The sequence below is a fragment of the Pseudomonas sp. R1-6 genome (assembly GCF_051132115.1).
Taxonomy (GTDB): Bacteria; Pseudomonadota; Gammaproteobacteria; order Pseudomonadales; family Pseudomonadaceae; genus Aquipseudomonas.
This window is the reverse complement of record NZ_CP071662.1, coordinates 1,084,238-1,110,975: the sequence shown is the minus strand read 5'-3', so window position 1 is coordinate 1,110,975 and position 26,738 is coordinate 1,084,238. Positions and strand designations below refer to the sequence as shown.

The 26,738-nt window shown below is 59.8% G+C and carries 25 protein-coding genes and 1 pseudogene; 9 read left to right on the top strand and 17 right to left on the bottom strand.

Features of this window, described 5'->3' with window-relative positions:
* Positions 1-137: 137 nt before the first annotated feature.
* A complete protein-coding gene (locus J3P81_RS05170; protein ID WP_420764188.1) occupies positions 138-680 on the bottom strand; it encodes a YaeQ family protein in 543 nt (180 codons plus the stop codon).
* 147 nt (positions 681-827) lie between these two features.
* Here J3P81_RS05170 and J3P81_RS05165 point away from each other — a divergent pair, with 147 nt between their 5' ends.
* On the top strand, positions 828-2,027 hold the full coding sequence (locus tag J3P81_RS05165) for a CaiB/BaiF CoA transferase family protein (RefSeq protein WP_434562477.1): 1,200 nt from the start codon (positions 828-830) through the stop codon (positions 2,025-2,027).
* A 244-nt stretch (positions 2,028-2,271) separates the two neighbouring features.
* On the opposite strand, the gene J3P81_RS05160 is transcribed toward J3P81_RS05165, so the two are convergent.
* From J3P81_RS05160 to ffh, 11 genes are all read right to left on the bottom strand, one after another.
* Positions 2,272-2,559: a DUF3509 domain-containing protein gene (locus tag J3P81_RS05160; RefSeq protein WP_420764186.1), complete on the bottom strand. Its 288-nt coding sequence runs from the start codon at positions 2,557-2,559 to the stop codon at positions 2,272-2,274.
* Positions 2,560-2,716: 157 nt separating this feature from the next.
* Positions 2,717-4,093 (bottom strand): transporter substrate-binding domain-containing protein, encoded by a 1,377-nt coding sequence (locus J3P81_RS05155; RefSeq protein WP_434562475.1) that lies wholly within the window; start codon positions 4,091-4,093, stop codon positions 2,717-2,719.
* Positions 4,094-4,213: 120 nt separating this feature from the next.
* A complete protein-coding gene (gene thrC, locus J3P81_RS05150) occupies positions 4,214-5,623 on the bottom strand; it encodes a threonine synthase (protein WP_420764184.1) in 1,410 nt (469 codons plus the stop codon).
* A gap of 103 nt (positions 5,624-5,726) precedes the next feature.
* The gene (locus J3P81_RS05145; RefSeq protein WP_420764183.1) at positions 5,727-7,031 is read right to left on the bottom strand and encodes a homoserine dehydrogenase; all 1,305 of its coding nucleotides are present in this window, start codon (positions 7,029-7,031) and stop codon (positions 5,727-5,729) included.
* Positions 7,032-7,163: 132 nt separating this feature from the next.
* Positions 7,164-7,895: a DsbC family protein gene (locus J3P81_RS05140; RefSeq protein WP_420764182.1), complete on the bottom strand. Its 732-nt coding sequence runs from the start codon at positions 7,893-7,895 to the stop codon at positions 7,164-7,166.
* A gap of 161 nt (positions 7,896-8,056) precedes the next feature.
* On the bottom strand, positions 8,057-8,953 hold the full coding sequence (xerD, locus tag J3P81_RS05135) for a site-specific tyrosine recombinase XerD (protein ID WP_420764181.1): 897 nt from the start codon (positions 8,951-8,953) through the stop codon (positions 8,057-8,059).
* 126 nt (positions 8,954-9,079) lie between these two features.
* Positions 9,080-9,430: a 50S ribosomal protein L19 gene (gene rplS / locus J3P81_RS05130; RefSeq protein WP_003175895.1), complete on the bottom strand. Its 351-nt coding sequence runs from the start codon at positions 9,428-9,430 to the stop codon at positions 9,080-9,082.
* A 45-nt stretch (positions 9,431-9,475) separates the two neighbouring features.
* Positions 9,476-10,249, bottom strand: coding sequence for a tRNA (guanosine(37)-N1)-methyltransferase TrmD (gene trmD / locus J3P81_RS05125; protein ID WP_434562473.1), 774 nt, complete (start codon positions 10,247-10,249; stop codon positions 9,476-9,478).
* The gene (rimM, locus tag J3P81_RS05120) at positions 10,231-10,767 is read right to left on the bottom strand and encodes a ribosome maturation factor RimM (protein WP_420764180.1); all 537 of its coding nucleotides are present in this window, start codon (positions 10,765-10,767) and stop codon (positions 10,231-10,233) included. The genes trmD and rimM overlap by 19 nt, the downstream gene beginning before the upstream one ends.
* A 5-nt stretch (positions 10,768-10,772) precedes the next feature.
* The gene (gene rpsP, locus J3P81_RS05115) at positions 10,773-11,024 is read right to left on the bottom strand and encodes a 30S ribosomal protein S16 (RefSeq protein ID WP_003198088.1); all 252 of its coding nucleotides are present in this window, start codon (positions 11,022-11,024) and stop codon (positions 10,773-10,775) included.
* 251 nt (positions 11,025-11,275) lie between these two features.
* Positions 11,276-12,652 carry a signal recognition particle protein gene (ffh, locus tag J3P81_RS05110; protein WP_413794151.1) on the bottom strand — a complete coding sequence of 459 codons (1,377 nt, stop codon included), beginning with the start codon at positions 12,650-12,652 and terminating at the stop codon, positions 11,276-11,278.
* 206 nt (positions 12,653-12,858) lie between these two features.
* On the opposite strand from ffh, the gene J3P81_RS05105 reads away from it, so the two are divergent.
* From J3P81_RS05105 to cmoB, 8 genes and pseudogenes are all read left to right on the top strand, one after another.
* Entirely contained in the window at positions 12,859-13,671 is an 813-nt protein-coding gene (locus tag J3P81_RS05105; RefSeq protein ID WP_434562471.1) for a cytochrome C assembly family protein, read from the top strand.
* A gap of 12 nt (positions 13,672-13,683) precedes the next feature.
* Positions 13,684-14,922, top strand: a complete 1,239-nt coding sequence (locus tag J3P81_RS05100; protein ID WP_434562469.1) for a CNNM domain-containing protein — start codon at positions 13,684-13,686, stop codon at positions 14,920-14,922.
* Positions 14,923-15,225: 303 nt separating this feature from the next.
* A complete protein-coding gene (locus J3P81_RS05095) occupies positions 15,226-16,539 on the top strand; it encodes an MFS transporter (RefSeq protein WP_434562467.1) in 1,314 nt (437 codons plus the stop codon).
* 150 nt (positions 16,540-16,689) lie between these two features.
* Positions 16,690-19,104, top strand: a complete 2,415-nt coding sequence (gene lon, locus J3P81_RS05090; protein ID WP_420764176.1) for an endopeptidase La — start codon at positions 16,690-16,692, stop codon at positions 19,102-19,104.
* 206 nt (positions 19,105-19,310) lie between these two features.
* Entirely contained in the window at positions 19,311-19,703 is a 393-nt protein-coding gene (locus tag J3P81_RS05085; protein WP_434562465.1) for a protease inhibitor I42 family protein, read from the top strand.
* Between the two features lie 2 nt (positions 19,704-19,705).
* Positions 19,706-20,340, top strand: a pseudogene (locus tag J3P81_RS05080) (lysoplasmalogenase).
* A 58-nt stretch (positions 20,341-20,398) separates the two neighbouring features.
* Positions 20,399-21,142, top strand: a complete 744-nt coding sequence (gene cmoA / locus J3P81_RS05075; protein WP_434562463.1) for a carboxy-S-adenosyl-L-methionine synthase CmoA — start codon at positions 20,399-20,401, stop codon at positions 21,140-21,142.
* Entirely contained in the window at positions 21,139-22,095 is a 957-nt protein-coding gene (gene cmoB / locus J3P81_RS05070) for a tRNA 5-methoxyuridine(34)/uridine 5-oxyacetic acid(34) synthase CmoB (protein WP_434562461.1), read from the top strand. Before cmoA ends, cmoB begins: the two co-directional genes overlap by 4 nt.
* Before the next feature lie 196 nt (positions 22,096-22,291).
* On the opposite strand, the gene tadA is transcribed toward cmoB, so the two are convergent.
* The 5 genes from tadA to J3P81_RS05045 form a co-directional block, all read right to left on the bottom strand.
* The gene (gene tadA, locus J3P81_RS05065; RefSeq protein ID WP_434562459.1) at positions 22,292-22,789 is read right to left on the bottom strand and encodes a tRNA adenosine(34) deaminase TadA; all 498 of its coding nucleotides are present in this window, start codon (positions 22,787-22,789) and stop codon (positions 22,292-22,294) included.
* Positions 22,789-24,165 (bottom strand): multicopper oxidase family protein, encoded by a 1,377-nt coding sequence (locus tag J3P81_RS05060; RefSeq protein ID WP_434562457.1) that lies wholly within the window; start codon positions 24,163-24,165, stop codon positions 22,789-22,791. The genes tadA and J3P81_RS05060 overlap by 1 nt, the downstream gene beginning before the upstream one ends.
* Positions 24,166-24,350: 185 nt before the next feature.
* A complete protein-coding gene (locus J3P81_RS05055; protein ID WP_434562455.1) occupies positions 24,351-24,872 on the bottom strand; it encodes a helix-turn-helix transcriptional regulator in 522 nt (173 codons plus the stop codon).
* 4 nt (positions 24,873-24,876) lie between these two features.
* Positions 24,877-25,152: a hypothetical protein gene (locus J3P81_RS05050; protein WP_434562453.1), complete on the bottom strand. Its 276-nt coding sequence runs from the start codon at positions 25,150-25,152 to the stop codon at positions 24,877-24,879.
* Positions 25,153-26,153: 1,001 nt separating this feature from the next.
* The gene (locus J3P81_RS05045) at positions 26,154-26,615 is read right to left on the bottom strand and encodes a hypothetical protein (protein ID WP_434562451.1); all 462 of its coding nucleotides are present in this window, start codon (positions 26,613-26,615) and stop codon (positions 26,154-26,156) included.
* Positions 26,616-26,738: the final 123 nt, after the last annotated feature.

Sequence of the window (26,738 nt, the reverse complement as noted above, 5' to 3'; positions counted from 1 at the left end):
CTTTTTGGTCCTGGACCGTGGCGAGGGAGCTTGCTCCCGCTGGGCTGCGTAGCGGCCCCCTTGATTGTGGGCGCTGCGCACCCAAGCGGGAGCAAGCTCCCTCGCCACAATGAGTTCACTCAATACCTGTCAATGGCTCAACCACGCTCACCCAGCAACCATTGCAACTGGACTTCATGCTGGCCACGGTCGTCGGTCACGAAAATGGTCCCTTCGCTGATCATCACGTCCCACTTGATGACGCGGGGCATGTCCTTGGCCAGGGTTTCGAGGACTTCCTGGGGCACGGCGGCGATGTTCACGTTTTTCAGGGTCTTCACGGCTGGAATCACCTTGCCCTCCCAGACACGCAGGCTGCCATAGGCCAGCAGGCTGGTGCGCTCGGTACGACGCGAGCACCACGTCAGGCGTTCGGCATCCGGCTGGCCGACTTCGATCCAATGCAGGACACGGTCATCCAGGCTTTTTTCCCACAGGGCAGGTTCATCGACGTCTGACAGGCCACGACCAAACGCCAGCAGCTCGTTGTACCAGAACGCGTAGGCCAACAAGCGCACGGTCATGCGTTCCTCGGTTTCCGAAGGATGGCGGGCGATGGTCTGCTTCACGCTCTCATACACACTGCGGTCGAGGTCGGTGAGGTTCAGTTCGAATTTGTAGGTCGTGGACGGCTGGGCCATGAACGGGCTTCTTGATACGAGGAAAGTCGGCAAGTCTAACCGATGAGGCGGCCAATCCACGAATTGCCGACCATCAACCTGCGGCGACAGGCGTTGGCCTATGATAAAACGCTCTATTCGTTCTGCCTTTGTCCTACAGGATTCGCCATGTCGCTTACTTCCAAACCCCTTGCCGGCGTCAAAGTCATTGAACTCGGCACCTTGATCGCCGGCCCTTTCGCCTCGCGGATCTGCGGTGAATTCGGTGCCGAGGTGATCAAGGTCGAATCCCCCGACGGCGGCGATCCGCTGCGCAAATGGCGCAAGCTGTATGAAGGCACGTCCTTGTGGTGGTTCGTCCAGGCACGCAATAAAAAGTCCCTGACTCTGAACCTCAAGCACCCCGAAGGCCTGTCGATCCTGAAACAGCTGATCGGCGAAGCGGACATCCTGATCGAGAATTTTCGCCCGGGCGTGCTGGAAAAGCTCGGTCTGGGCTGGGACGTATTGCACGCGCTGAACCCTAAATTGGTCATGGTGCGGCTCTCCGGTTTCGGCCAGACCGGGCCGATGAAGGATCAACCGGGGTTTGGCGCCGTCGGCGAATCCATGGGCGGCCTGCGCTACATCACCGGTTTCGAGGATCGTCCGCCAGTGCGTACCGGCATTTCAATCGGCGACTCCATTGCCGCACTCTGGGGCGTGATCGGCGCACTGATGGCCTTGCGTCACCGCGAGGTAAATGGCGGGACCGGACAAGTGGTGGACGTGGCGCTGTACGAGGCGATCTTCGCCATGATGGAAAGCATGGTGCCGGAGTTCGATGTGTTCGGCTTCATCCGCGAGCGCACCGGCAATATCATGCCCGGCATCACCCCGTCATCCATCCACACCAGTGCCGACGGCAAGCACGTGCAGATCGGCGCTAACGGTGACGCAATCTTCAAGCGCTTCATGCAGATCATCGGTCGCGACGACCTGGCCAACGACCCGCAACTGGCCGGCAACGATGGACGCGACAGTCGCCGCGACGAGCTGTATGGCGTGATTGATCGCTGGGTCAACTCACTGCCGCTGGAGGCTGTCATCGACCAACTGAACCAGGCCGGAGTACCGGCCAGCCGGATCTTCAGCGCCGAAGACATGTTCAGCGACCCGCAGTTTCTCGCCCGGGAAATGTTCTTGCAGGCCAAGCTGCCGGACGGCAAGGCGTTCAAGATGCCGGGCATCGTACCGAAACTGTCGGACACGCCGGGCACATCCGAATGGGTCGGGCCGGCGCTGGGTGAGCACACGGCACAGGTACTCGGCGAGCTGGGCTACGATGCGCAGCGGATCGCCAAACTGCGGGCCGATGGTGCTATTTGAGATAAGCAGCTAAAGCACGTTGTCAGATCTTTAACTGTGGGAGCGATGCCCTTGGCGGGATAGAACGAGCCAAGCCCTGAACGCCAGGCAAAAAGAAACCCCGAGAAGTGGGGAGACAACTCGGGGTTAAACGTGACCATTCAAGGTCCGTGCAACAAGCGACAAGCACCGGAGCACAATGCTCGCTCTTGTTGGTAAAAGGTCTGACTCACAGGGACGTAGGAAGGTTCCCTCAAACCGTCGCTCAATTAGGGACAGCCATGGCCTTGTCCCCTGCCAGATTACGCAAAGCCGCGATCACGCAGGGCTCCAGGCGGCCTTCGGCGATCAGTACATCGCGGTGCAGGCCATCGACCACGTCGGTGAGCTGGCGCTTGTCGGCCAGCTGGGCCTGGTTGAACACCCGCTCGACCATGATGGCCCCCGTGGGGTTCTTCAGCGTTACCAGGCATTCACCCTTGGCACCGGAGGGAGTGAGCGTGACCTGATACGGACTCAAGGCTTCATTCAGCAACAGGCTGATACTTTCCATTCGATCACCCTTCAATAGTCCGAGAAAACAACTGCACATTAAGTGACCGTGGGCCATGGCCTAAAGTTCTGCCAGCGCAACGAACCGACACTTTTGCAGCGTGTTCAACCGAGCATGCGCGCCCAATATGACAGGTTGGCAACAGGCACGGCCATCATCAAGCCAGGAAGCGGTTGCGGCGCCAACGATGCCCAACATCGATCCACCCTCCCAGCAGACCGCGCAACTGACCATCGGCCCCATAGAACGGCACTGACCAGTGGTAGATGTCCCGCAAGCCACCGCTGAACATCAGTTGGCGGTCCACAAAACGCGGCTGGCGGGTTTGCAGCTGCTCCATCAACTCGCCGTGCAACAATTCGGCGGTTGCTGCTGGAAACGTCGCGGAATCGGTCAGGCGCGTGCCCAGCAGCTTCTCGAAGCGAGTCTCGAACTGATCCTCATAACTTTTGTTGCACATGATCAGGCGACCTTCCAGGTCGCGAATGAAGATCGGATCGGGAATGGCGTCCATCAGGGCTCGCTGGAACTTCAGTTGGTCATTGAGTACGGCCTCGACCTTGAGGCGTTGATCAATCTGGACCTGCAGGCGTCGGTTCCATAACAGCGACAGCAGGGACAACAGGCCAAACACCCCGAACACGACCACACACCAGTAGCCCCACTGTTTGATGTACAACCAGGAAGACGGTGACGGATGGGGAGCGATGCCTGTCAGCCATTTCGAGCGCAGCGCTCGCATCTCTTCGGCGGGGAACGCTTCCAGCGCCTTGTTCAGGATGCTTAACAATGGCCGAAGGTCTTGGCGCACAGCCAGATAGTCGGGCTCCCACTTGCCTTCGAGATTGCTTCCTACTTGCAGCTGTCCCGCAGGGTACAGGTGCGCGCCGGTTTCATTTTCAATGGTGGCGTAGGCTTCACCGCTTTCCACCAGCGCCCGAGCTTCACCGTACGTCTTGACCGTGCGCAACTCGATGGCTGGATGATTGCGCCTGATCTCCGACTCCAACGCATGCCGTGCCGGCAACACCAGCACCTTGCCTTCGAGTTGCTCCAGCGAACGAAGTGCGGGCTCTGCGTCACGTCCGACGAAGACCCAGCCGGAACCTCCGAACGCGTGGCTGAAACTCAAGAACTCCCTGCGCTCGTCATTCATCGCCAGGGTAGTCGTCATGTCGGCCTCGCCTTTTTCCAACAGGGCCATTAATTGATCGGGAGAGAACGACTCCCGATGAACGAATTCAAGTCCGGTCATGTGCTCGATACGCCGGAGAATATCGTCGTTCAGCCCGTTCCATTGCCCACGTTCATTTTTGAACAGGTACAACGGGAACTGCATCGAGGCGACGACGACGCGAGGGTTCTCGCTGATCCACTTCAGCTCCTGGGCATCGAGCGCGATCCGTCCGCTGGATTCGAACGGTGGCTTGCCAGAGGCCGCCAACTGGGCCGCGCCTCCCCATGGCGCCCCAAACAAAAACACCAGGCCCATCATCCAGCTCATCACTGGTTTGCAACGTATAAAGAACAACATCTGCACTTCCTTCGAGATTACCCGCCCGTCCCTCCAAGGGCGGAAACCCGGCCAGTTTGGCATGCAGAAACAAGAAAGCCCGTCAGGAGACGGGCTTCAAAATGTGACAACTTCCAGCTATCAGAGAGGTTTGCCGCGGTTGCCATGCTGGCTGACAAAGGCCTGCACGGCTTTCAAGTCATTGGGCAACACCGTGCAACGCTCGTTTCGCTCAAACAAATCCGAAAGATGTGCAGGCAGTTCAAGCGCTTTTCCTACGCCAGCTTTCTCCACGGCTTCCGGAAACTTGACCGGGTGTGCGGTGCCCAGGACGACCATCGGGGTATCCAGGCTGCGGCGGCACTCGCGTGCAGCTCTCACGCCAATGGCGGTGTGTGGGTCGAGCAGCTCACCGCTCTGCTCGAACACCTCGGCGATGGTTTCGCAGGTCTGCGCGTCATCCACTGCAAGGGAGTCGAACAGCTTGCGGGCTTCGGTCCAGCGCTCGGCTTCGACGCTGAAACCGCCACCCTGGCGGAAGCTGTCCATCAGGCCGGCAATCGCGGCACCATTGCGACCGTGCAAGTCGAACAACAGGCGCTCGAAGTTCGACGACACCATGATGTCCATCGAAGGTGACAGCGTGGCGTGCAGGGTTTCCTTGACGTACTGGTTACCGCTCATGAAGCGATGCAGGATGTCGTTGCGGTTGGTGGCGACGATCAATTGGTTGATCGGCAGGCCCATGTTGCGCGCCAGGTAACCGGCGAAAATATCGCCGAAGTTGCCGGTAGGCACCGAGAACGCCACCGAACGGGCCGGGCCGCCCAACTGCAGCGCCGCGTGGAAGTAGTAGACGATCTGGGCCATGATCCGCGCCCAGTTGATCGAGTTCACCGCCACCAACCGGGTGCCCTTGAGGAAGCTCTGGTCGGCGAAACTGGCCTTGACCATTTCCTGGCAGTCATCGAAGTTGCCTTCGATGGCGATGTTGTGGATGTTGTCGCCGAAGATCGTCGTCATCTGCCGACGCTGCACTTCCGAGACGCGGTTGTGCGGGTGCAGGATGAAAATATCGACGTGCTCGCAATGCTTGCAGCCTTCGATCGCGGCCGAGCCGGTGTCGCCGGACGTTGCGCCGACGATCACCACGCGCTCGCCACGCTTTTGCAACACGTAGTCCAACAGGCGGCCGAGCAGCTGCAGGGCGAAATCCTTGAACGCCAGGGTCGGACCGTGGAACAGCTCCATGACCCATTCGTTACCGTTGAGCTGGCGCAACGGTGCGATGGCATTGTGGGAAAAGACCCCATAGGTCTCTTCCAGAATCTTTTTGAAATCGGCGTCCGGGATGCTGCCGGCAACAAACGGGCGCATGACCCGGAAAGCCAGCTCGTGGTACGGCAGGCCGGCCCAGGAGGCAATCTCTTCCTGGGTGAAACGTGGCAGGTTCTCCGGCACATAAAGACCGCCATCCGTGGCCAGGCCGGCCAGCAGGACATCTTCGAAATTCAGGGCCGGTGCCTGGCCGCGGGTGCTGATATAGCGCATAGGGCAAACCTTCGGTTTGAGCTTCAAGCCTCAAGCTGCAAGCTACAAGTGAAAAGCGGTTCGGCTTTTACTTGCAGCTTGCAGCTTATAGCTTGCCGCTAAATTAGTTCAAATGTTCGACGCGGATACGGACCACTGGGCCAACGACCCCCTGGAGCGCCTCCAATGCCGCAATCGCATCGTTGATGCGCTGCTCGACCACGCGATGGGTCAGCAGGATCATCGGCACCAGGCCATCATGTTCCTCGACTTCCTTCTGCATGATCGACTCGATGTTGATGCCGCGCTCCGAAAGAATGCTCGCCACCTGGGCCAACACGCCAGGATGGTCCTTGGCCTGGATACGCAAGTAGTAGGCACTTTCGCAAGCATCGATCGGAAGAATCGGATGGGCCGACAGCGAATCCGGCTGGAAGGCCAGGTGCGGCACTCGGTTCTCTGGATCCGAGGTCATCGCGCGAACCACATCCACCAGGTCGGCGATCACCGACGATGCAGTCGGCTCCATGCCCGCGCCAGCCCCGTAGAACAGCGTCGACCCGGAGGCATCACCATTGACCATCACTGCGTTCATCACACCGTTGACGTTGGCGATCAGGCGGTCGGCCGGGATCAGCGTCGGGTGTACGCGCAATTCGATGCCGCTGGCGGTGCTGCGCGCCACGCCCAAGTGTTTGATGCGGTAGCCCAAGGCTTCGGCATAGTTCACATCAGCGGTGGTCAGTTTGGTGATGCCTTCGGTGTAAGCCTTGTCGAATTGCAGCGGTATACCAAAGGCGATGGAAGCCAGGATCGTCAGCTTGTGCGCCGCGTCGATACCCTCCACGTCGAAGGTTGGATCCGCCTCGGCATAACCCAGGGCCTGGGCCTCGGTGAGGACGTCCTCGAAGGTGCGACCTTTCTCGCGCATCTCGGTGAGGATGAAGTTGCCGGTGCCGTTGATGATTCCCGCAAGCCAGTTGATACGGTTGGCCGACAGGCCTTCGCGAATCGCCTTGATCACTGGGATGCCACCCGCCACGGCGGCTTCGAACGCCACGATCACGCCTTTCTCTCGTGCCTTGGCGAAGATTTCATTACCGTGAACGGCGATAAGCGCCTTGTTCGCGGTGACCACATGCTTGCCATTCTCGATGGCCTTGAGTACCAGCTCTCGGGCAACGGTATAGCCGCCCATCAGCTCTATTACGATGTCGATCTCAGGGTTCGTGGCCACTTCGAAGACATCGTTGGTAATCGCAATACCGGTCGTCTGGAACTGAGGCTTTGGCGTGCGCATGGCAATTTGTGCCACTTCGATTCCACGCCCGGCACGACGAGCAATTTCCTCGGCGTTGCGCTGAAGTACGTTGAAGGTGCCGCCACCGACGGTACCTAACCCACAGATGCCTACTTTGACCGGATTCACTCTTGACTCCCCATGAAACGGCCGACGCAAGGTCGGCCGTGAAATACAGCCGCGCAGCAACGCGACTTTGTGTTTAACGGCCCGACGAACGTTTTCGCCGAGCCGTGATCTTCAAAAGCGGATCTACGCAAGTCATTTTGCGTCCAAAGCCAGTTTGGCGACTTGCGGCGCCGGCTGATAGCCCGGAATCACCTGGCCGTCCGCCAAAACGATGGCCGGCGTACCGTTGACGCCGATGGACTGGCCGAGGGCGAACTGCTTGGAAACCGGATTCTCGCACTTGGCGGACTTGATCTCCTTGCCATCGACCATCTTGTCCATGGCCGCTTTTTTGTCCTTGGAACACCAGACCGCTTGCAACTGCTCGTCACCCGGCGAGCCCAGGCCCTGGCGCGGGAACGCTACATAACGCACTTCGATGCCGCGCTTGTTGAGCTCGGGCACTTCAGCGTGCAGCTTGTGGCAATAAGGACAGGTGGTGTCGGTGAACACGGTGATGTGCGACTTGGTTTCGCCGACTGCTGGATAGACCACGGTTTCGGCGACCGGGATGCCGTTGATCAACTTCGAAATGCCCTGGCGTTCGGTGATCTCGGTGAGATTGACCGGCTTGCCGTCCTTGAGCGTGAACAGGTTGCCCTGGACGATGTACTGGCCGTCGGCGCTGGCGTACAGCACGCGGCTGCCCTTGAGCTTGACTTCATAGAGCCCGGACATGGGACTGGCAGAGATGGCTTCGATCGGCACTTCGAGCTCGAGGTTGGCCAGGCTCTTGCGGATAGCCTGGTCAGCCGCGTCGTCGGCGATGGCAAAGGTGCTGGCCAACGCAATGGCGGCGGCGGTGAACATCTGGATCAAACGCATGAGGACTCCTGAGGCGAACAAATGGGACGGGAACCAACGACCCGCAGATTCGGGTTCCAGCCGCCCACCGTGCAAACCGGGAAAGCCTACCACATAAGGCTGGCGTGGCCGAATGCCGGTGATGCAAGGCAATGGCGAGCGCTTATCCGTGGGGTTCTTCTTCAGCCGCGGGGATGATGCTTGGCGTGCAGGTCCTGCAACCGCGCCCGAGCCACGTGGGTGTAGATCTGGGTGGTGGACAGGTCGCTATGCCCCAGCAACATCTGTACTACCCGCAGATCAGCGCCATGATTGAGCAGGTGCGTGGCGAAGGCATGGCGCAAGGTGTGGGGGGACAGCGATTTATTGATTCCCGCCACCTTGGCCTGGTGCTTGATGCGGTGCCAGAAAGTCTGGCGGGTCATCTGCTCGCCGCGCAGGCTCGGAAACAGCACATCGCTGGGACGCCCACCCAGCAGGTCATGACGCGCATCGCGCATGTAGCGCTCGACCCAGACGATCGCTTCCTCGCCCATGGGCACCAGGCGTTCCTTGCTGCCCTTGCCCATCACCCGCAGCACGCCCTGGCGCAGGTTCACTTGCTCAAGTGTCAGGCTGATCAGTTCGGTGACCCGCAAACCACAGGCGTACAGCACTTCCAGCATCGCTCGGTCGCGCTGGCCGATGGGGTCACTGAGGTCGGGGGCCGCCAGCAATGCTTCCACGTCCGCTTCCGACAGGGATTTTGGCAGCGGACGGCCCAGTTGCGGCATTTCCACGCGCAAGGTCGGGTCCACCGCAATCACTTTTTCCCTCAGCAAATAGCGATAGAAGCCACGCAACCCGGAAAGAAATCTGGCGGTAGAGCGGGGTTTATAGTTCTGCTCCAAACGCCACGCCAGATGGTCGAGGATCAATTCCCTTCCGGCGTTGATCAATTCCAGGTTCTGTTCCTGCAACCAGCCATTGAACAAGGCCAGGTCGCTGCGATAGGCACCGCGGGTGTTATCGGAGAGCCCCTTCTCCAGCCACAGGGCGTCGAGGAACTGGTCTATCAGTGGATGGTCGATGGCTGGCATAAAGACTCATGAGCTAGCGAAGGCTGCGTCGCATAAAAAACGACGAGTGAAGAGTGCTCAAAGCACAAATCGCAGGCAACAAAAAAGCAGCCCGCAGGCTGCTTTTTTTTGCATCGGAAGCTGGACTTAAGCCAGTTTTTCCTTGATGCGAGCTGCTTTACCCGACAGGTCACGCAGGTAGTACAGCTTGGCTTTACGGACGTCACCGCGACGCTTCACAGCCATGCTGTCGATTTGCGGGCTGTAGGTCTGGAAAGTACGCTCTACGCCAACACCGTTAGAGATTTTACGAACGGTGAATGCACTGTTTACGCCGCGGTTACGCTTGGCGATAACAACGCCTTCGAACGCTTGCAGACGCGAACGGTCGCCTTCCTTCACTTTCACCTGAACGACAATGGTGTCGCCTGGGGCAAAGGTAGGGATCTCTTTGGTCATCTGCTCTGCTTCGAGTGCAAGGATGATTTTGTTAGTCATGCTGTGCTCCTAAGGCAAGTCAACGGACTTACCATCGATACGTTGTTAACTATCGTCCCGCTCGCGGATGTATTCCTCGAGCAGCTTCTTCTCTTCTCCAGAAAGCGAGCGGCTTTCCAGAAGATCGGCGCGTCGTTCATAGGTCCGACCAAGGGACTGCTGTAAACGCCAACGCCGGATGTGCGCGTGGTTGCCACTTAGCAACACGTCGGGAACACGCTGATCCGCATACACCTCCGGTCGGGTGTAGTGCGGGCAATCCAGCAGACCATCCGTAAAGGAATCTTCCTCGGCGGAATCCGCATGCCCTAAAGCTCCAGGCAGCAGTCGTGTAACCGCATCGATCAGGACCATCGCCGGCAGCTCGCCGCCAGACAGTACATAGTCGCCAATCGACCACTCTTCATCGACATGAGCTTCAATGAAACGCTCGTCAATGCCTTCATAACGGCCGGCAATCAGGATCAATGCATCCGAATTCGCCAGCTCGCGTACCGCCGACTGAGTCAGCTGACGGCCTTGGGGCGACAGGTAGATCACCTTCGCACCCTCCCCGGCTGCCATCCTGGCCTGAACCAGCGCATCTTCCAGGGGCTTGATCTTCATCACCATGCCCGGACCACCGCCAAACGGGCGATCGTCCACAGTGTGATGCCGATCCGTGGTGTAGTCTCGCGGATTCCAACAGGTGAGCTGCAACAGCTCCTGTTTCACCGCGCGGCTGGTTATGCCGTATTCGCTGATGGCGGAAAACATCTCGGGAAACAGCGTGATGACTTCAACGCGCAAATTAGCCACGTTTAGAAATCCGCATCCCATTCCACCTTCATCTCGCCTGCTTCAAGGTCGACTGCCAACACGCATTGCTCCGTATAGGGCAACAGGCGTTCGCGATCATCCAGGCTGCCGACGCAAGGCTTGACCACCATGACATCGTTCGAACCGGTCTCGAGCAGATGATCGATCTTCCCGAGCAATTGCCCGAGGTGGTCGATGACCTTCAGACCCACCAGCTGGTACCAGTAGTACTCGCCGTCGGTCAGTTCAGGGAACAGGTTGCGCGGCACGCAGATCTCATAACCGGCCAGAAGACGCGCTTCTTCACGATCATCGAGACCCTTGAGCTTCGCGACCAGGAACTTGTCGTTCCCGCGTCCGCTGACCAGCTCCACCTGTTTCACGCTACCTTCGCGCTTGAGCGTCCAGGTTTTGTAGTCCAACAGGTTCTTGATCGGATCAGTAAAGGAATACACCTTCACTTCGCCGCGAACGCCATGTACAGAGTAGATCTTGCCGACAACGATCAAATCACCGGCATCTTTTGGCGTCGCGTTCATATTGCTCAGGCCGCGGCCTTAGCCGATTCCTTCAACAACTGAGCAACACGCTCAGAAGGCTGTGCACCAACGCTCAGCCAGTAGGCTACGCGCTCTTGGTTCACGGACAGACGAACTTCCTGACCACGGGCAACAGGGTTGAAGAAACCAACCTGTTCCTTGTGGGAACCGTCACGCGGGTTGCGGCTGTCGGTTACGGTCAGGTGGTAAAACGGGCGCTTTTTGGAGCCGCCAAGGGCAAGACGGATTGTTAGCATGTGAACATCGTTCCTGTAGTCGGTGCTGCAAATCTAAATGCACAGCGGGCATAGGTGCCCGAAAGGCCGCATATTCTAAGGAATATCCGGACTTTTGCAAATGACTTTTTCCGGCGCCTGGCGCGGTGCAATCAAGATTTGCCATAGAGCCGTCATGAAAAACGGCGGGTCAGCTCCCGCGTAGCGCGGGTTTGCTGGAAATCCCCGCTTCCGTGCGAGGCAACGCCGACATGACAGCCGGCGCAGATTCTTTACATTTTCGGCATGCCGCCGCCGGGCAACATACCGCCCATGCCGCGCATCATCTTGGCCATCCCGCCCTTGGCGGAGAATTTCTTCATCATCTTCTGCATCTGCTTGTGCTGCTTGATCAAGCGTCCGATGTCCTGCACCTGGGTGCCGGAACCCATGGCGATACGACGCTTGCGCGAACCGCTGATCAGCTCAGGGTCGCGGCGCTCGGCCGGGGTCATGGAGTTGATGATGGCTTCCATCTGTTTGAACTGCTTTTCAGCCGCGCCCTGGGCATTGCCCATCTGCGCCAGGTTCACGCCGCCGATGTTCGGCAGTTTGTCCATGAGGCCGCCGAGGCCGCCCATGTTCTTCATTTGTTGCAGCTGGTCGCGGAAGTCCTCGAGATCGAAGCCCTTGCCCTTCTTCAGCTTCTTGGCCAGTTTGTCGGCCTTGTCCTTGTCGAGGGTCTGTTCGGCCTGCTCGATCAGGCTGAGCACATCGCCCATGCCGAGGATGCGCGAAGCGATACGCTCAGGGTGGAACGGCTCGAGCGCTTCGCTCTTCTCGCCCATGCCGATGAACTTGATGGGCTTACCGGTGATGGCGCGTACCGACAGCGCGGCACCGCCACGGGCGTCGCCGTCGACCTTGGTCAGGATCACGCCGGTCAGCGGCAGTGCGTCACCGAACGCCTTGGCGGTGTTGGCCGCGTCCTGGCCGGTCATGGCATCGACTACGAAGAGCGTTTCCACGGGGTTGATCGCGGCATGCAGCGCCTTGATCTCACCCATCATCTCTTCATCGATGTGCAGGCGACCGGCGGTGTCGACGATGACCACGTCAATGAATTTGAGCTTCGCTTCCTTTATAGCCGCCTGGGCGATGTCCACCGGCTTCTGGCTCAGATCGGACGGAAAGAACGTCACGCCGATATCGCTGGCCAGGGTTTCCAGCTGCTTGATTGCCGCCGGACGGTAGATGTCCGCCGACACCACCATCACCGACTTCTTCTTGCGCTCCTTAAGGAAGCGCGCCAGCTTGCCGGCGGTGGTGGTCTTGCCCGCGCCCTGCAGACCGGCCATCAGCACCACCGCTGGCGGCACGGCGCTGAGGTTCAGGTCTTCGTTGGCGGCGCCCATCAGGCTTTCGAGCTCGGCCTGGACGATCTTCACGAACGCCTGGCCTGGGGTCAGGCTGCGGGACACTTCGGTGCCGACGGCGCGTTCCTTCACCGAATTGACGAAGTCCTTCACCACCGGCAGGGCAACGTCGGCTTCGAGCAACGCCATGCGCACTTCGCGCAAGGTGTCTTTGATGTTGTCTTCGGTCAGTTTCGCCTTGCCGGTGACATGGCGCAGCGTCTGCGAGAGACGGTCGGTTAGGTTTTCAAACATGCGCGATCCTTTCAGGCCCAGATAAGACCGGGATAATGGCGGCCCAGACCGTGAAATATGTGCTCGGCGAGCCTGCGGCGTGGGCAGGTCGCGGATTATAGCGAAGAAGCGTGCGACGTACACCTCGCCGTCGGTTGCGGCGGTCTTTCGTGCGGTAGGGGTTCTATGCCAAACTCAGCGCCTTTCGGGCCTGCCTAACAGGATTTATGCTCCCCTTGTCACCCAGCTTGCTTGCAACCCTCGCCGCCGCTTGTCTTTATGCCGCTGCGACCTTCTATCAGGGCACCCGTCTGGCCTCCGGCGCCAAGGCGAACAAGCGCCTGCTGGTCACGCTCGGCGTGCTGGCGGTGCTCGGCCATGCGGTCAGCCTGTTCACCCACTTGATGACGCCGATCGGCCTGGGCCTGGACTTCTTCAACGCCGCCAGCCTGATCGCCATGGCCGTGATCGCGCTGACGCTGCTGGCCTGCTCGCGCATCCCCGTGGAAAACCTGCTGGTGCTGCTGTTCCCCCTCGGGCTGGCCACGGTGCTGCTGGCGCAATTCGCGCCCTCGGGCACCGTGCAGATCATCGACGAGGAACCGGGCATCCTGGCGCATATCCTGTTGTCGATCCTCGCCTACGGCCTGTTCACCATCGCGGTGTTCCAGGCACTGCTCCTGCTGTTGCAGGACCACCAGCTCAAGCACAAGCACCCCTCCGGTCTGATCCGCAATTTCCCGCCCCTGCAAACCATGGAAAGCCTGCTGTTCGGCTTCCTCTGGGCCGGCTGGACCCTGCTCTCGCTGTCGTTGATCTCCGGCTGGCTGTTCGTCGAGAACCTGTTCGCCCAGCATCTGGTGCACAAGACTCTGCTGGCGTGCCTGGCGTGGGTCGTTTTCAGCGTGCTGCTGTGGGGTCGCAACCGCCTCGGCTGGCGTGGCCACAAAGCCATTCGTTGGACCCTGGCGGGATTCTGCCTGCTGATGCTGGCCTACTTCGGCAGCAAGCTGGTCCGCGAATACATCCTGCATGTCTGACGGACGACGCTGATGGATAGGCTGCCCTTAGGGCCATTGTTTGCGGTAATGGTCGTGCTGATCCTGTGGTCAGCCCTGTTCACGGCCATCGAAGCCGCCCAACAGTATCTGCTCGCCCAACGCAGGGCCTCGCGCTCCGGCGACAAGCCATTGGCGAAGCTCAGCTTTCCCTTGGCCAGCCTGATCCTGTGCAACACCCTCTGTCGCGCCCTCGCCGTGGTCATCGGCACGTGGCTGGCTATTTTCACCTGGCTGGAAAACGGTCCCTGGCTGGCCTGGCTCGGCACCAGCGTGGCCCTGCTGGTTTTCGCCGACTACCTGCCACGCACGCTCGCCACCCGTCATCCCGATGCGGTGCTGGCCCTGGGCAACGGTTTGCTGGGCGTTCCGTTGAAAATCGTTTATCCGGTGGCCTGGCTGCTCAATGGCCTCAGCCAGTTGCTGCTGCGCCCTTTTGCCCGCAAGGCTGGCGCGGTCCAGCAAAGCGACGACGAGCCCCCCGCGACGCCGCGTGCCGAGGAACAGGAACAGACCAGCGGTCGGGTGCATCCGGTTTCCGGTATCCATGCGCTGGACAACATCACCGTCAACGACATCCTCGTCCCTCGCAGCGAGGTGGACGGGATCAATCTCGACGACCCAATCGGCGACATCATCGAGCAGTTGCGCCTGAATCGGCGAACCCGCCTGCCCGTGTTCCACAGCGATATCAACCAGGTCGAAGCAGTCCTCAATACCCGCCAGGTTCGCCATCTGCTGGCGGATGCGAGCCTGACCAAGGAAGCACTGCTGGCTGCCTGCCACGAACCGTATTTCGTTCCCGAGAGCACCCCCCTGCAGCTGCAGTTGCTCAACTTCCACAAGCAGCAACGCCGCTTGGGCATGGTGGTGGACGAATATGGCGAAGTCATGGGCATCGTGACCCTGGAGGACATCCTGGAGGAGATTGTCGGCGAGTTCGAAAGCGAGCACAGCCTCGACAATCCCCACGTTCATCCCCAACCCGACGGCCGCTTGATGATCGATGGCGCCGCGTCGATCCGCGAGCTGAACAAGACCCTCGGTTGGCATTTGCCCTGCGACGGCCCCAAGACGCTCAATGGCTTGGTGACCGAAGCACTGGAAACCATCCCGGAAAGCCCGGTGTGCCTGAAGATCGGCCGCTACCGCCTGGAAATCATCGAGACCGTCGACAACCGCGTCAGCCAAGTGCTGGTGTGGCATAACAGTTCGGTGCCGGTAGTTCTCTAATCACCGCACCGTGGCGAGGGAGCTTGCTCCCTCGCCACAAAAGCTCAGCGCATGTTCCAAATTGTGTGCGGGCTCACTTGTTGATTCGTTAGCCTCCTTCCTATACTCAAACCGCTTACCCAGCCCCGCCCGAACCTCGTGCCTACCCTGCACACAGACGGTTCCGGGCCGTTCACCGGTTCTATTCGCTTCAGCCCTGCGACTGTTCCTACCCGAAACAGCGACAGCGCCCACCCCACATCCCTGGGTGTTTGACCATAATAATTCGCTCCAACGGAGCACATGACTGTCAGGGACAACCGCATGACAACCACTACCTGCAACGAAGCAGTGCCTGTCGAGCCGACCAACTCCGCCACCCGCGTGGCGACCGCGAGCTTCATCGGCACCGCCATCGAGTTCTATGATTTCTACGTCTATGCCACCGCCGCGGCCCTGGTGATCGGACCGGTATTCTTTCCGCAGACCTCAGGCACGGCACAGATGCTGTCGTCCTTTCTGACCTTCGGTATCGCGTTTCTCGCCCGCCCCCTGGGCTCGGCGTTGTTCGGCCACTTCGGCGACCGCATCGGGCGCAAGTCGACACTCGTGGCCTCGCTGCTGCTGATGGGCGTGTGTACCACGCTCATCGGCGTGCTGCCTGGCTACGCCAGCATTGGCGCCTGGGCCCCGATTCTCTTGTGCCTTTTGCGTTTCGGCCAAGGGTTGGGGCTTGGCGGCGAATGGGGCGGCGCGGCCTTGCTGGCCACCGAGAACGCCCCAAAAGGCAAGCGCGCCTGGTTCGGCATGTTCCCGCAACTGGGCCCCTCTATCGGTTTCCTGGCGGCCAACGGATTGTTCCTTACCCTTGCCATGACCCTGGATGACGAGCAGTTCCGCTCATGGGGCTGGCGGATTCCGTTCTTGCTCAGCGCCGTATTGGTGATCGTCGGCCTCTATGTACGTCTCAAGCTCCACGAGACGCCGGTGTTCGCCAACGCCATGGCCCGCCAGGAACGGGTGAAAATCCCGCTGGTGGAGTTGTTCAGCCAGTACTGGGCGCCGACACTGCTTGGCGCGGCCGCGATGGTGGTGTGTTACGCCCTGTTCTACATCTCCACGGTATTTTCCTTGAGCTATGGCGTCGCGACCCTGGGCTATAGCCGCGAGACCTTCCTCGGCCTGCTGTGCTTTGCAGTGTTGTTCATGGCCGCCGCCACGCCGCTGTCGGCCTGGGCAAGCGACCGGTTTGGCCGCAAGCCGGTGCTCATCACCGGCGGCCTGCTGGCGGTGGCCTCGGGCTTCCTCATGGAGCCCCTACTGACTCAAGGCTCCACGGGAAGCGTGGCGCTGTTCCTGTGCATCGAGCTGTTCCTGATGGGGGTGACCTTCGCGCCCATGGGCGCGTTGCTGCCGGAGCTGTTTCCTACGCATGTGCGCTACACCGGCGCGTCGGCGGCCTACAACCTGGGTGGCATTGTCGGCGCTTCTGCGGCACCGTTCTTCGCGCAGAAGCTGGTGGCGATGGGCGGCCTGAGCTACGTCGGCGGTTACGTATCCGCTGCCGCGGTGCTCAGCGTGATCGCGGTGCTGTGCCTGAAGGAAACACGCCATAACGACCTGAACCGCGTAGGCTGAAACGCGTGGCGAGGGGGGCACCCCCTCGCCACGCCAACCTGTCGCCCACCTGAATACCCATCAATGAAATAACCGCTGACAATTGCCCGCCATTGAAACAACCCCCTGCCCGCCCCATCTAAGGTCCATACCCCATTGCGCAGGTGCCCCATGAGCGACCAGCACTCTACTGAAGCGAATAACGAATACACAGAATCCGAGCACATCGAACACACCGTTTCCGGCACCGGCCTGGCCCTGCCCGGCCAGAGCCTGCCGGACAAGGTCTACATCATTCCTATCCACAACCGCCCGTTCTTCCCGGCCCAGGTGCTGCCGGTCATCGTCAACGAAGAGCCGTGGGCCGAAACCCTGGAACTGGTGGCCAAGTCCGAACATCATTCCCTGGCGCTGTTCTTCATGGACTCACCCCAGGAAGACCCGCGCCATTTCGACACTTCGAAGCTGCCGCTCTACGGCACGCTGGTAAAGGTCCACCACGCCAGCCGTGAAGCCGGCAAATTGCAGTTCGTTGCCCAGGGCCTGACCCGCGTGCGCATCCGCACCTGGCTCAAGCACCACCGCCCACCGTACCTGGTGGAAGTCGAATACCCGCACCAGCCGAGCGAGCCGACCGACGAGGTCAAGGCCTATGGCATGGCGCTGATCAACGCGATCAAGGAGCTGCTGCCGCTCAACCCGCTGTATAGCGAAGAGCTGAAAAACTACCTCAACCGCTTCAGCCCCAACGACCCGTCACCGCTGACCGATTTCGCCGCCGCGCTCACCTCCGCCACCGGCAGCGAATTGCAGGAAGTACTCGATTGCGTGCCGATGCTCAAGCGCATGGAAAAAGTCCTGCCGATGCTGCGCAAGGAGGTCGAGGTCGCGCGGTTGCAGAAAGAAATTTCCGCCGAGGTCAACAGCAAGATCGGCGAACATCAGCGCCAGTTCTTCCTCAAGGAACAACTCAAGGTCATCCAGCAGGAGCTGGGTCTGACAAAGGACGACCGCAGCGCAGACCTGGAACAGTTCGAACAGCGCCTTGAAGGCAAGGTATTGCCGGCCCAGGCCGAGAAGCGCATCGAAGAGGAAATGAACAAACTCTCGATCCTGGAAACCGGCTCACCGGAGTACGCCGTCACACGCAATTACCTGGACTGGGCAACATCAGTGCCTTGGGGCGTGTATGGCCAGGACAAGCTCGACCTCAAGCATGCGCGCAAGATTCTCGACCAGCACCACGCCGGGCTGGGCGACATCAAGGAGCGCATCCTGGAATTCCTCGCCGTGGGCGCCTACAAGGGTGAGATCAGCGGTTCCATTGTGTTGCTGGTGGGCCCGCCCGGCGTGGGCAAGACCAGCGTCGGTAAATCCATTGCCGAATCCCTCGGGCGGCCGTTCTATCGCTTCAGCGTCGGCGGCATGCGTGACGAAGCCGAAATCAAGGGTCACCGGCGCACCTACATCGGAGCCCAGCCGGGCAAGCTGGTGCAGGCGCTCAAGGACGTCGAAGTGATGAACCCGGTGATCATGCTCGACGAAATCGACAAGATGGGCCAGAGCTACCAGGGCGACCCAGCATCCGCGCTGCTGGAAACCCTCGACCCCGAGCAGAATGTCGAATTCCTCGATCATTACCTGGACATGCGCCTGGACCTGTCGAAAGTGCTCTTTGTGTGCACCGCCAACACCCTCGACTCGATCCCCGGCCCGCTGCTGGACCGCATGGAAGTCATTCGCCTGTCGGGCTACATCACCGAAGAGAAGGTTGCCATCGCCAAGCGTCACTTGTGGCCCAAGCAACTGGCCAAGGCCGGCGTGTCCAAGGGCAGCCTGAGCATCAACGATAGCGCCCTGAAGGCCCTGATCGACGGCTACGCCCGTGAAGCCGGGGTACGCCAGTTGGAGAAACAACTGGGCAAACTGGTGCGCAAGGCCGTGATGAAACTGATCGAAGATCCAAAAGCCGTGATCAAGCTCGGGCCCAAGGATCTCGAAGCCTCCCTGGGCAAACCGGTATTTCGCAACGAGCAGGTGCTGTCTGGCGTCGGGGTCATCACCGGCCTGGCCTGGACCAGCATGGGCGGCGCCACGTTGCCGATCGAGGCAACGCGGATCCACACTCTCAATCGCGGCTTCAAGCTCACCGGGCAACTGGGCGAGGTGATGAAGGAATCTGCGGAGATAGCCCACAGCTACGTCAGCTCCCACCTGAAGCAGTTCGGTGGCGATCCGAAGTTCTTTGACGAGGCCTTCGTGCACCTGCACGTACCGGAAGGCGCCACGCCCAAGGACGGCCCGAGTGCCGGCGTGACCATGGCCAGCGCCTTGTTGTCCCTTGCGCGCAACCAGCCGGCGAAGAAAGGCGTGGCCATGACTGGCGAATTGACACTTACCGGCCACGTCCTGCCGATTGGCGGCGTACGCGAAAAGGTCATCGCGGCGCGCCGGCAGAAAATCAATGAGTTGATCCTGCCGGAAGCCAACCGTGGCAACTTCGAGGAGCTGCCGGACTACCTGAAGGAAGGCGTCACGGTGCACTTTGCCAAGCGGTTTGCGGACGTGGTGAAGGTGTTGTTCTGATCGTTCTGCAGTGACTGCATTGGCCTCATCGCGAGCAGGCCCGCTCCCCCGGGGATTTGTGGTGTTCACGGTATGTGATCCGCAACGAACCCTTGTAGGAGCGAGCCTGCTCGCGAAGGCGTCATCTGCACCAGCACATGTCCAGCTGACACACCCAGTAGCATCTTCGGTTATGCTCGCCGTTCGTCGTGAATGCCGGAGCCCTTATGTCCCTCACCCGCCTGCTTGTCCCCGTCAGCCTCGCCTTGCTGAGCGCCTGCGCCACACAGCCGAAACACAATGTGACGGTGGAAAAACAGAGCCAATGCCCGGTGCAGCTCAAAAGCGGGCAGAACCTGATCCTGAGTTTGCCGAGCAATCCCACCACCGGCTATCGCTGGAGCATCCAGGATTCGGCCGGCGGTGTTCTCAAAGGCCTCGGCCCCGAGGTTTACCGTAACCCGGAAGACGCTGGCATCGTTGGCGCCGCCGGTGTCTCGACTTGGCGCTTCCAGGCGTTCGACGCCGGCACCGGGCGCTTGCGCCTGACTTATCAACAGCCATGGGCACCCGAAGTGCCACCCGTGGAAACGTTTGACTGCGCTATTTCGGTGAAATGACCGTGGGTTGGCTGATCCTCGCGCTGATGGGTGCGGCCACCTTTCTATATGGCCTGAGCGTGCATGCCACGTTGCTGTGCCTGCTGGTCAAGCCAATGCCGGTGCTGGCCCTGCTGGGCTGGCTGCACGACGCGCCGCCGGGCGAATACCGACGCTGGATAAGCCTGGGCCTGATATTTTCAGTGGTGGGCGACGTATTGCTGGCCTGGTCAGGAGATTTGTTTGTATTCGGGCTCGGCGCTTTTTTGTGGCGCACCTGGCCTATTTTAAAGCCTACCTCAGTGACTGCCGCCGCCCGGCGCTCATGCCGTTGACGATTGCCTTGTTCATTGGCGCCTTGCTGTTGGGAATATTGGTGTCGAACGGCCTCGGGCCGCTGCTGGTGCCGGTGGTCGTCTATGGCTTGGTCATCAGCGCTATGCTCTGGAGGGCCCTGGCGCGCTTGGGGACCGAGGTGCCGAAACGCTCGGCCCTGCTCGCAGCCGTTGGAGCGCTGGGGTTTGTCTTTTCCGACAGCCTGATCGGGATCAACCGGTTCGTGGCGCCGTTCCATGTCGCGCCCTACCTGATCATCATCAGTTACTGGCTGGGACAGTGGGGCATCACCGCATCGGCGTTCCCCCGAAAGCCGCACTAAGCAGCATTTTTCTGGTTAAAATGCCGGCCTTTTCAACACCCCAGCCGCTGGAACCGCCGTGAGCAAAGAGCCCGATCGCCTATTCGCCCAACCCTTGGCCCAGGTGCCCGACTTCGCCTTCAATGAAGACGTGGTGCGGGTGTTCCCGGACATGATCAAGCGGTCAGTGCCAGGCTACCCGACCATTGTCGAGAACCTCGGCGTGCTCGCGGCGCAATTTGCCCAGCCCAACAGCGTGCTTTATGACCTGGGCTCCTCCCTCGGAGCCGTGACCCAGGCATTGCGCCGCCACGTGCGCACCGAGGGTTGCCGGGTGATTGCGGTGGATAACTCTTCGGCCATGGTCGAGCGCTGCCGCGAATACCTCAACGGCCAGGACTCGATGTTCCAAGAGCTGCTGCCGGTGGAAGTGATCGAAGGTGACATCCTGGCCCTGACGTTTCAACCGGCCTCGGTGGTGGCGTTGAACTTCACCCTGCAATTCATCGCGCCGGACCAGCGCACCGCGCTATTGGGCCGCATTCGCCAATCGTTGCTACCCGGCGGCGCCCTGATCCTTTCGGAGAAGCTGCGCTTCAACGATGCCGAGGAACACGCGTTGCTCACCGAGCTGCACGTGGCGTTCAAGCGCGCCAACGGCTACAGCGAACTGGAAATCGCCCAGAAACGCAGCGCCATCGAAAACGTCATGAAGCCCGACAGCCTCGAAGAGCACCGCGAGCGCCTGCTGGCCGCCGGGTTCTCGAAAGTCGTGCCGTGGTTCCAGTGTCTTAACTTTGCCTCGTTGATTGCCCTGCCATGATCGATCTGTCCCCCCTCGCCCGCCATCTGGCCGGCACGCCCCTGGCCGATTGGGCCGCGACGTTGCAAACGCAGCTCGACGTCAAGATGGAAAAGGGCCACGGCGACTTGGAGCGTTGGCAAAGCGCCCTCGATGCGCTGCCGCTCTTGCAGCCCACCACGGTGGATTTGCTGAATGGGCTGACGCTGGACGCCGATTGCTCCGACGAAACCCGCGCCCAAATGCGTACCGCGTTGATGGGCCTTTCGCCTTGGCGCAAGGGTCCGTTCGATCTGTTTGGCGTGCATGTGGATACCGAATGGCGCTCGGATTGGAAATGGTCGCGCGTCGCCCCGCATCTGGATCTCAAGGGCAAGCGGATCCTCGACGTTGGTTGCGGCAACGGATACTACATGTGGCGCATGCTGGGCGCCGGAGCCGACACGGTGATCGGCGTCGACCCGAACTGGTTGTTCTTCTGCCAATTCCAGGCGGTACAGCGCTACCTGTCCCAGCCCAATGCCTGGCACCTGCCGTTTCCCTTCGAGGCCCTGCCGCCAGAGCTCGAAGGCTTCGATACGGTGTTTTCCATGGGCGTGTTCTACCACCGCCGCTCGCCAATCGAGCATCTACTTGCTTTGAAGGATTGCCTGGTCAAGGGCGGCGAACTGGTGCTGGAAACCCTGGTGATCGAGGGCGACGAGCATCAAGTGCTGGTGCCCGAAGATCGCTACGCGCAGATGCGCAACGTGTGGTTCCTGCCATCGGTCCCGGCCTTGGAGCGCTGGCTGCGCCGCGCCGGGTTCAGCGACGTGCGCTGCGTGGACGTGAGCCTGACGACCGTGGAGGAACAGCGTGGCACCGAATGGATGAAGTATCAGTCGCTCACTGATTTCCTCGATCCGGCGGACCACAGCAAGACCATCGAAGGACTGCCGGCGCCGATGCGGGCGGTGATCGTGGCGCGCAAATAAATCGCCCGAGCCCCCTGTGGGAGAGCAACCTACTCACTTAAGGGCTGCCAATCATTGTGGCGAGGGAGCTTGCTCCCGCTCGGCTGCGCAGCAGTCGTAAAAGCTGCCAACCGTTTTTCCTGATGCACTGTGTTGAACGGTTTGGGCTGCTGCGCAGCCCAGCGGGAGCAAGCTCCCTCGCCACAAGGATATGTGTTCAACCTTGCGATTTGGCTCTTCGGGTCTTGAAGAACTCACTCAGCACCGTGCTGCACTCCTCAGCCAGCACCCCGCCCTCGAACAGCACCCGATGGTTCAAGAACCCCTGGCTGAAAAACTGCCCCTGACTCTGCACGATTCCGGCCTTGGGCTCCAATGCGCCGTAGACGACCCGGGCGATGCGTGAATGCACGATCAGCCCGGCGCACATGCTGCACGGCTCCAACGTGACATAAAGGGTGCTACCCGGCAGGCGATAGTTGCTCGCCGCCTGGGCGGCGGCACGGATGGCGACCATTTCGGCATGGGCGCTGGGGTCGTGGCCGCTGATCGGGCAGTTGAAACCACGCCCGATGATTTCGCCATCCTGCACCAACACCGCGCCCACCGGCACTTCGCCCAAGGCGGCGCCCTGTGCGGCGAGGGCCAGGGCTTCGCGCATGAAATCCTGGTCACGGCTACGATCAATGATCTTGGCGGGACGAATCTGGCGCATCACGCCACCTCGATGGCGGCCATCAGGCCGGTTTCCATGTGGTCGATCACATGGCAGTGGAACATCCATACGCCCGGATTATCTGCCACCAACGCCACCTGCGCCCGCTCGTTCTTGCCCAGCAGGTAGGTGTCGGTGAAGTACGGGATGACCTTGTGCCGGTTCGACGCGATCACTTTGAAGCTCATGCCGTGCAGGTGGATCGGATGTTGGTACTGAGTCATGTTCTTCAATTCAAAAATGTAACTCTGGCCTTTTTTCAGCGTGGCGATCGGCCGGTCGGAACAGGTCTTGTCAGTGATGTCCCAGGCCTTGCCGTTGATCTGCCACAGGCTCGGCGGCTTGCCATTGTCGACATTGACCGACACCGAACCGACCCATTCGAAATTGAAGTTGAGCTTCTCGGCATTGGCCAGGTCCGGCTCAGCCACCGGGTTGGGCGGCAATGCCGGCGGCCATGGGGTCGGCGCCTCATTGTTTGGCACCGAACGCAGGGTCCCCAAGCGCACCGGGCCATTGCGCAGCGACAATTCTTCACCGGCCGGCGGGGCCTTGATCGCCAGGCAAATGCGCATGCCTGGCCCCAGCCAGTATTCCTTGCCCAGCGGACGCGGCTCGATGGGGTTGCCATCCAACGCATAGATCTGCGCCTCTACGCCTGGAATGTTGATGCGATAGGTAAGCGTGTTGTCGAGGTTGAGCAAACGCACCCGGGTAATCTGCCCTGCCGGCAGATCGATTACCGCCTGCGGCACGCCGTTGATGGTCGACAACCGTCCAGCCGTACCACCACGCGCAGCCTCGCGGGGAATGCTGAATTCGACGAACTGGCCCTGCTCGTCCACGTGCCAGCTCTTGAGGCTCAGGGTCTGTTCGTATTTGAAACCGGTGGGCTCGCGCTCTTCGACGATCAGCGGCCCCACCAGCCCGCGCCCGAGTTCTTCACTGCTATTGACGTGGGGGTGGTACCAATAGCTGCCGGCGTCCGGCACGCGGAATTTGTAGTCGAAGTACTCACCCGGCAGCACCGGCAGTTGCGAGACATAAGGTACGCCGTCCATCTCCAGCGGCAAACGGATACCGTGCCAGTGAATGGTCGTCGCGACCGGCAAATGGTTGATAAAGCGAACCCGCAACCACTCGCCCTGACGCACCCGCAACTCCGTCCCCGGTGCCGAGGGGCCAAACGCCCAGGCCTGGGTCTTGTGCCCGGCCACCAGCTCCACGTCCAAAGGCGCCGCGATCAGCTCGTAGTCGTGACCGGCCTCGGCATCGGCCATTTTCCCCAGCCAGTACCGCGACGCGCCTCCCGCCCCCACACCAACGACAACAAGACCGGCCAGGCCACCGAGTATTTGGCGACGGGTGAAAGACATGAACGCAACTACCTCTGGATCTGCGACGGACCGGTGGGCCCGCAAAAGGCGAATACGATACACCTGCAATTGAGAAATATTAAGTGAAGGATTGTCGCTGTACCGTACCGAGCCTCTAATCGAGCTCGTTCAGCCAGGTAATCGTCCATATTGACGCAGGCCCAAGCAAAGCCCCCCAAACGCAGTCACTCCACCAGAGCTTCCAACTCTTTAACCATGCCAGGTAACCGTCGGCCCTCTTTCGCAACGTTGACCTGCAAGGCCACCCGGGCCACATCCAGCACGCTCTCGGCAAGCGAATAGCTGCCCTTGGCCTGGAGCCAGCTCAGAACATCCGCCAAATGCCAAATGGATGTACTCCCCTCATGCACGGGTGTCGGGAAGCTGCCTGGATGAGCCAACATCAATTTGCGCATGTTCTGCCGAGATACGCCTACGATCTCCGCTACGTCGGTCAGCCCGACCCAATCAGGCGCAACCTCGATCAATTTAGCCGACGGCACCGCGCGCTGGACATCGGCCAGAGCGCTAAGCACGGCCTTGAGCGCATCAGGCGCATCGCGAGTGAACTCAAGCGCCATCCGCCCCGGCTGCCCGATACCGACCAGGGCATCGTCGCAGCCCGCTTCACCCAGCCGCTCGACCAGTTCATCCATGGCACAGCCGTCATCAACAAGCTGATATTTCAAGGTAAAGATATATTCCATCGTTCTATTCCTCAGCATCCTGATCCGCATCGCGCTGATTGCGATGCGTCGAGCAATTCTCCACGACGCGTCTCAACGCTCGCGCGTGGTTGCCTGGGTTCTTCGGCGTGCTCCATATCGACGTGATGCAGAACTCACCGCAGCGGCATTCCACGTCTTTGAACGGGCAATAAAACCGCCCCCAAGCGTGGCTGCCGCCGACTTCTACGCGCCAGCCCTGCCCTTCGGCATGCCTTAACGCTTCCTCAATCTCTTTTTTCGGGTGCGTTGGACGAGTCATCCGTGGTCTCCAGTATTCGCATGATCAGCCAGGTTGTCAAATGACAACCTGACTCTTTCTTTCAAACGACGCTCTGCCCAGCGGGATCACGTTTGCCCGGCCGGAGCATGGACACAGGGGGCACGAGGCGCATTACTTGACACGCGACAGCGTTTCGCGAGGCGTGCCGGCGAAATTCCCGCGGGGCTTCGCCGTCCGATGATAAGCATTTCTCGGTGCCCGTTGAGGCAAGGAATCGTAGCGAAAGGTGACCGAACCGCCAGGCGACATTCCCTAACAGGGAGCGAAGGACAAACGTGGGCAAGCCAGGGACAACGATAGGAAATTTGGCATGGATGGGCACAAACAGCTTGGAATCGCCTCTACCCCTGTGGCGAGGGAGCTTGCTCCCGCTGGGCAGCGCAGCAGCCCCAAACCCTCATCGCGGCGTGTCGGGTTGCTCCTACCCGCTTGGATTGGGGGCGCTTCGCACCCCAGCGGGAGTAAGCTCCCTCGCCACGGTTTTGGGTTTGGCGGGCAATGACGCGAGCCTTTCAAGTCTCATCACGTCAGTGACAAAGTGCTGATCCAGCAATAGAAGGATCTGGAAGCCGACCGCGTGCTGGCGCGGACCGACTACAAGGAGGTGCCGAACCCCCAAATGCCAAAAGCCCGCAATCAAGTGGACTTCAGGATGTTTCTCGCTCCAGGGTGCCGGTCAGTGCCGGACGCCCATCACTCCCACTCTATTATAAACTACCAGCTAGAGCCCCATATTTTAGGCACCTAAAAATCCAGACTTCATTTAATACCATGAAAAATGCCATGACTATGACTTTTCAATTCTGTTGGTACAAGCATTCCGCTAAAGCCCTAACAATGCGCCCGCGATTGGCCAAGTGAAACGAAGCCCGTACGAAATTCAACTCAATATTTCATCCCACACGCCCAAGAAAGTAGAGCCACCAACTCGCCACAACCATGGCTGCTAGATAAGAAATATGAATCCATCAATTATTACTCTAAGGCTTACAAGCAAAGCTAACAAAGTAAGGAGTTACCACAAAGGCAACACCAATCAAACCTACTGCTAAAAAGGACAGCCTGAAGCACTTCCCGTATGTCCATACAGACTCACTCCCAAGACCAGCAGCATTGTTTTTTTCCTTAGTAAATATAGACACTTCTGAAGAAAGCCCGACACCCTCCAAATAGCACAACGTCGCTTCCGCATGCTTTATTATAAAAGACACCCGCTGATCAAGCTTCCAGAATATAAAAGCCACCAAACTTAAAAAACAACCTAAAAGTGAAACCAGAGCTGAAAACTTTCCACCCTGCTGCAAGCCAACTCCTATCCCTGCTGCAACAAGACCAGCGATCGCCAAAAAGAAATTGAAGACTGTCATTCGCTGTTGCGCATGCAGTTCAAAATACTTCCAAGCGTGCTCCATCGAGCGCTCAAACTTTACAGCATCATCCATATCCATATCCACCTTCTCAATTAAACCGTCTCTAAATCAAGTATCAGAACATACTACTTGATAGTTAAAAGCAACTCAGAAACAGTTTGCAATACTAATATCATTTTGGCATTATGGCAAGAA

Excerpts from the sequence above, each read along its gene's own strand:
- J3P81_RS05095 (WP_434562467.1), top strand. The coding sequence starts at position 15,226 with ATGACAACCACTACCTGCAACGAAGCAGTGCCTGTCGAGCCGACCAAC.
- rpsP (WP_003198088.1), bottom strand. The coding sequence starts at position 11,024 with ATGCTAACAATCCGTCTTGCCCTTGGCGGCTCCAAAAAGCGCCCGTTT.
- ffh (WP_413794151.1), bottom strand. The coding sequence starts at position 12,652 with ATGTTTGAAAACCTAACCGACCGTCTCTCGCAGACGCTGCGCCATGTC.
- tadA (WP_434562459.1), bottom strand. The coding sequence starts at position 22,789 with ATGCGCCAGATTCGTCCCGCCAAGATCATTGATCGTAGCCGTGACCAG.
- J3P81_RS05055 (WP_434562455.1), bottom strand. The coding sequence starts at position 24,872 with ATGGAATATATCTTTACCTTGAAATATCAGCTTGTTGATGACGGCTGT.
- rplS (WP_003175895.1), bottom strand. The coding sequence starts at position 9,430 with ATGACTAACAAAATCATCCTTGCACTCGAAGCAGAGCAGATGACCAAA.
- J3P81_RS05045 (WP_434562451.1), bottom strand. The coding sequence starts at position 26,615 with ATGGATGATGCTGTAAAGTTTGAGCGCTCGATGGAGCACGCTTGGAAG.
- J3P81_RS05105 (WP_434562471.1), top strand. The coding sequence starts at position 12,859 with ATGCTCCCCTTGTCACCCAGCTTGCTTGCAACCCTCGCCGCCGCTTGT.
- J3P81_RS05165 (WP_434562477.1), top strand. The coding sequence starts at position 828 with ATGTCGCTTACTTCCAAACCCCTTGCCGGCGTCAAAGTCATTGAACTC.
- rimM (WP_420764180.1), bottom strand. The coding sequence starts at position 10,767 with ATGAACGCGACGCCAAAAGATGCCGGTGATTTGATCGTTGTCGGCAAG.
- J3P81_RS05170 (WP_420764188.1), bottom strand. The coding sequence starts at position 680 with ATGGCCCAGCCGTCCACGACCTACAAATTCGAACTGAACCTCACCGAC.
- J3P81_RS05050 (WP_434562453.1), bottom strand. The coding sequence starts at position 25,152 with ATGACTCGTCCAACGCACCCGAAAAAAGAGATTGAGGAAGCGTTAAGG.
- xerD (WP_420764181.1), bottom strand. The coding sequence starts at position 8,953 with ATGCCAGCCATCGACCATCCACTGATAGACCAGTTCCTCGACGCCCTG.
- J3P81_RS05155 (WP_434562475.1), bottom strand. The coding sequence starts at position 4,093 with ATGTTGTTCTTTATACGTTGCAAACCAGTGATGAGCTGGATGATGGGC.
- cmoB (WP_434562461.1), top strand. The coding sequence starts at position 21,139 with ATGATCGATCTGTCCCCCCTCGCCCGCCATCTGGCCGGCACGCCCCTG.
- J3P81_RS05160 (WP_420764186.1), bottom strand. The coding sequence starts at position 2,559 with ATGGAAAGTATCAGCCTGTTGCTGAATGAAGCCTTGAGTCCGTATCAG.
- J3P81_RS05140 (WP_420764182.1), bottom strand. The coding sequence starts at position 7,895 with ATGCGTTTGATCCAGATGTTCACCGCCGCCGCCATTGCGTTGGCCAGC.
- J3P81_RS05060 (WP_434562457.1), bottom strand. The coding sequence starts at position 24,165 with ATGTCTTTCACCCGTCGCCAAATACTCGGTGGCCTGGCCGGTCTTGTT.
- thrC (WP_420764184.1), bottom strand. The coding sequence starts at position 5,623 with ATGCGCTATATCAGCACCCGCGGCCAGGCACCGGCCCTGAATTTCGAA.
- J3P81_RS05085 (WP_434562465.1), top strand. The coding sequence starts at position 19,311 with ATGTCCCTCACCCGCCTGCTTGTCCCCGTCAGCCTCGCCTTGCTGAGC.
- lon (WP_420764176.1), top strand. The coding sequence starts at position 16,690 with ATGAGCGACCAGCACTCTACTGAAGCGAATAACGAATACACAGAATCC.
- J3P81_RS05100 (WP_434562469.1), top strand. The coding sequence starts at position 13,684 with ATGGATAGGCTGCCCTTAGGGCCATTGTTTGCGGTAATGGTCGTGCTG.
- trmD (WP_434562473.1), bottom strand. The coding sequence starts at position 10,249 with ATGGGATGCGGATTTCTAAACGTGGCTAATTTGCGCGTTGAAGTCATC.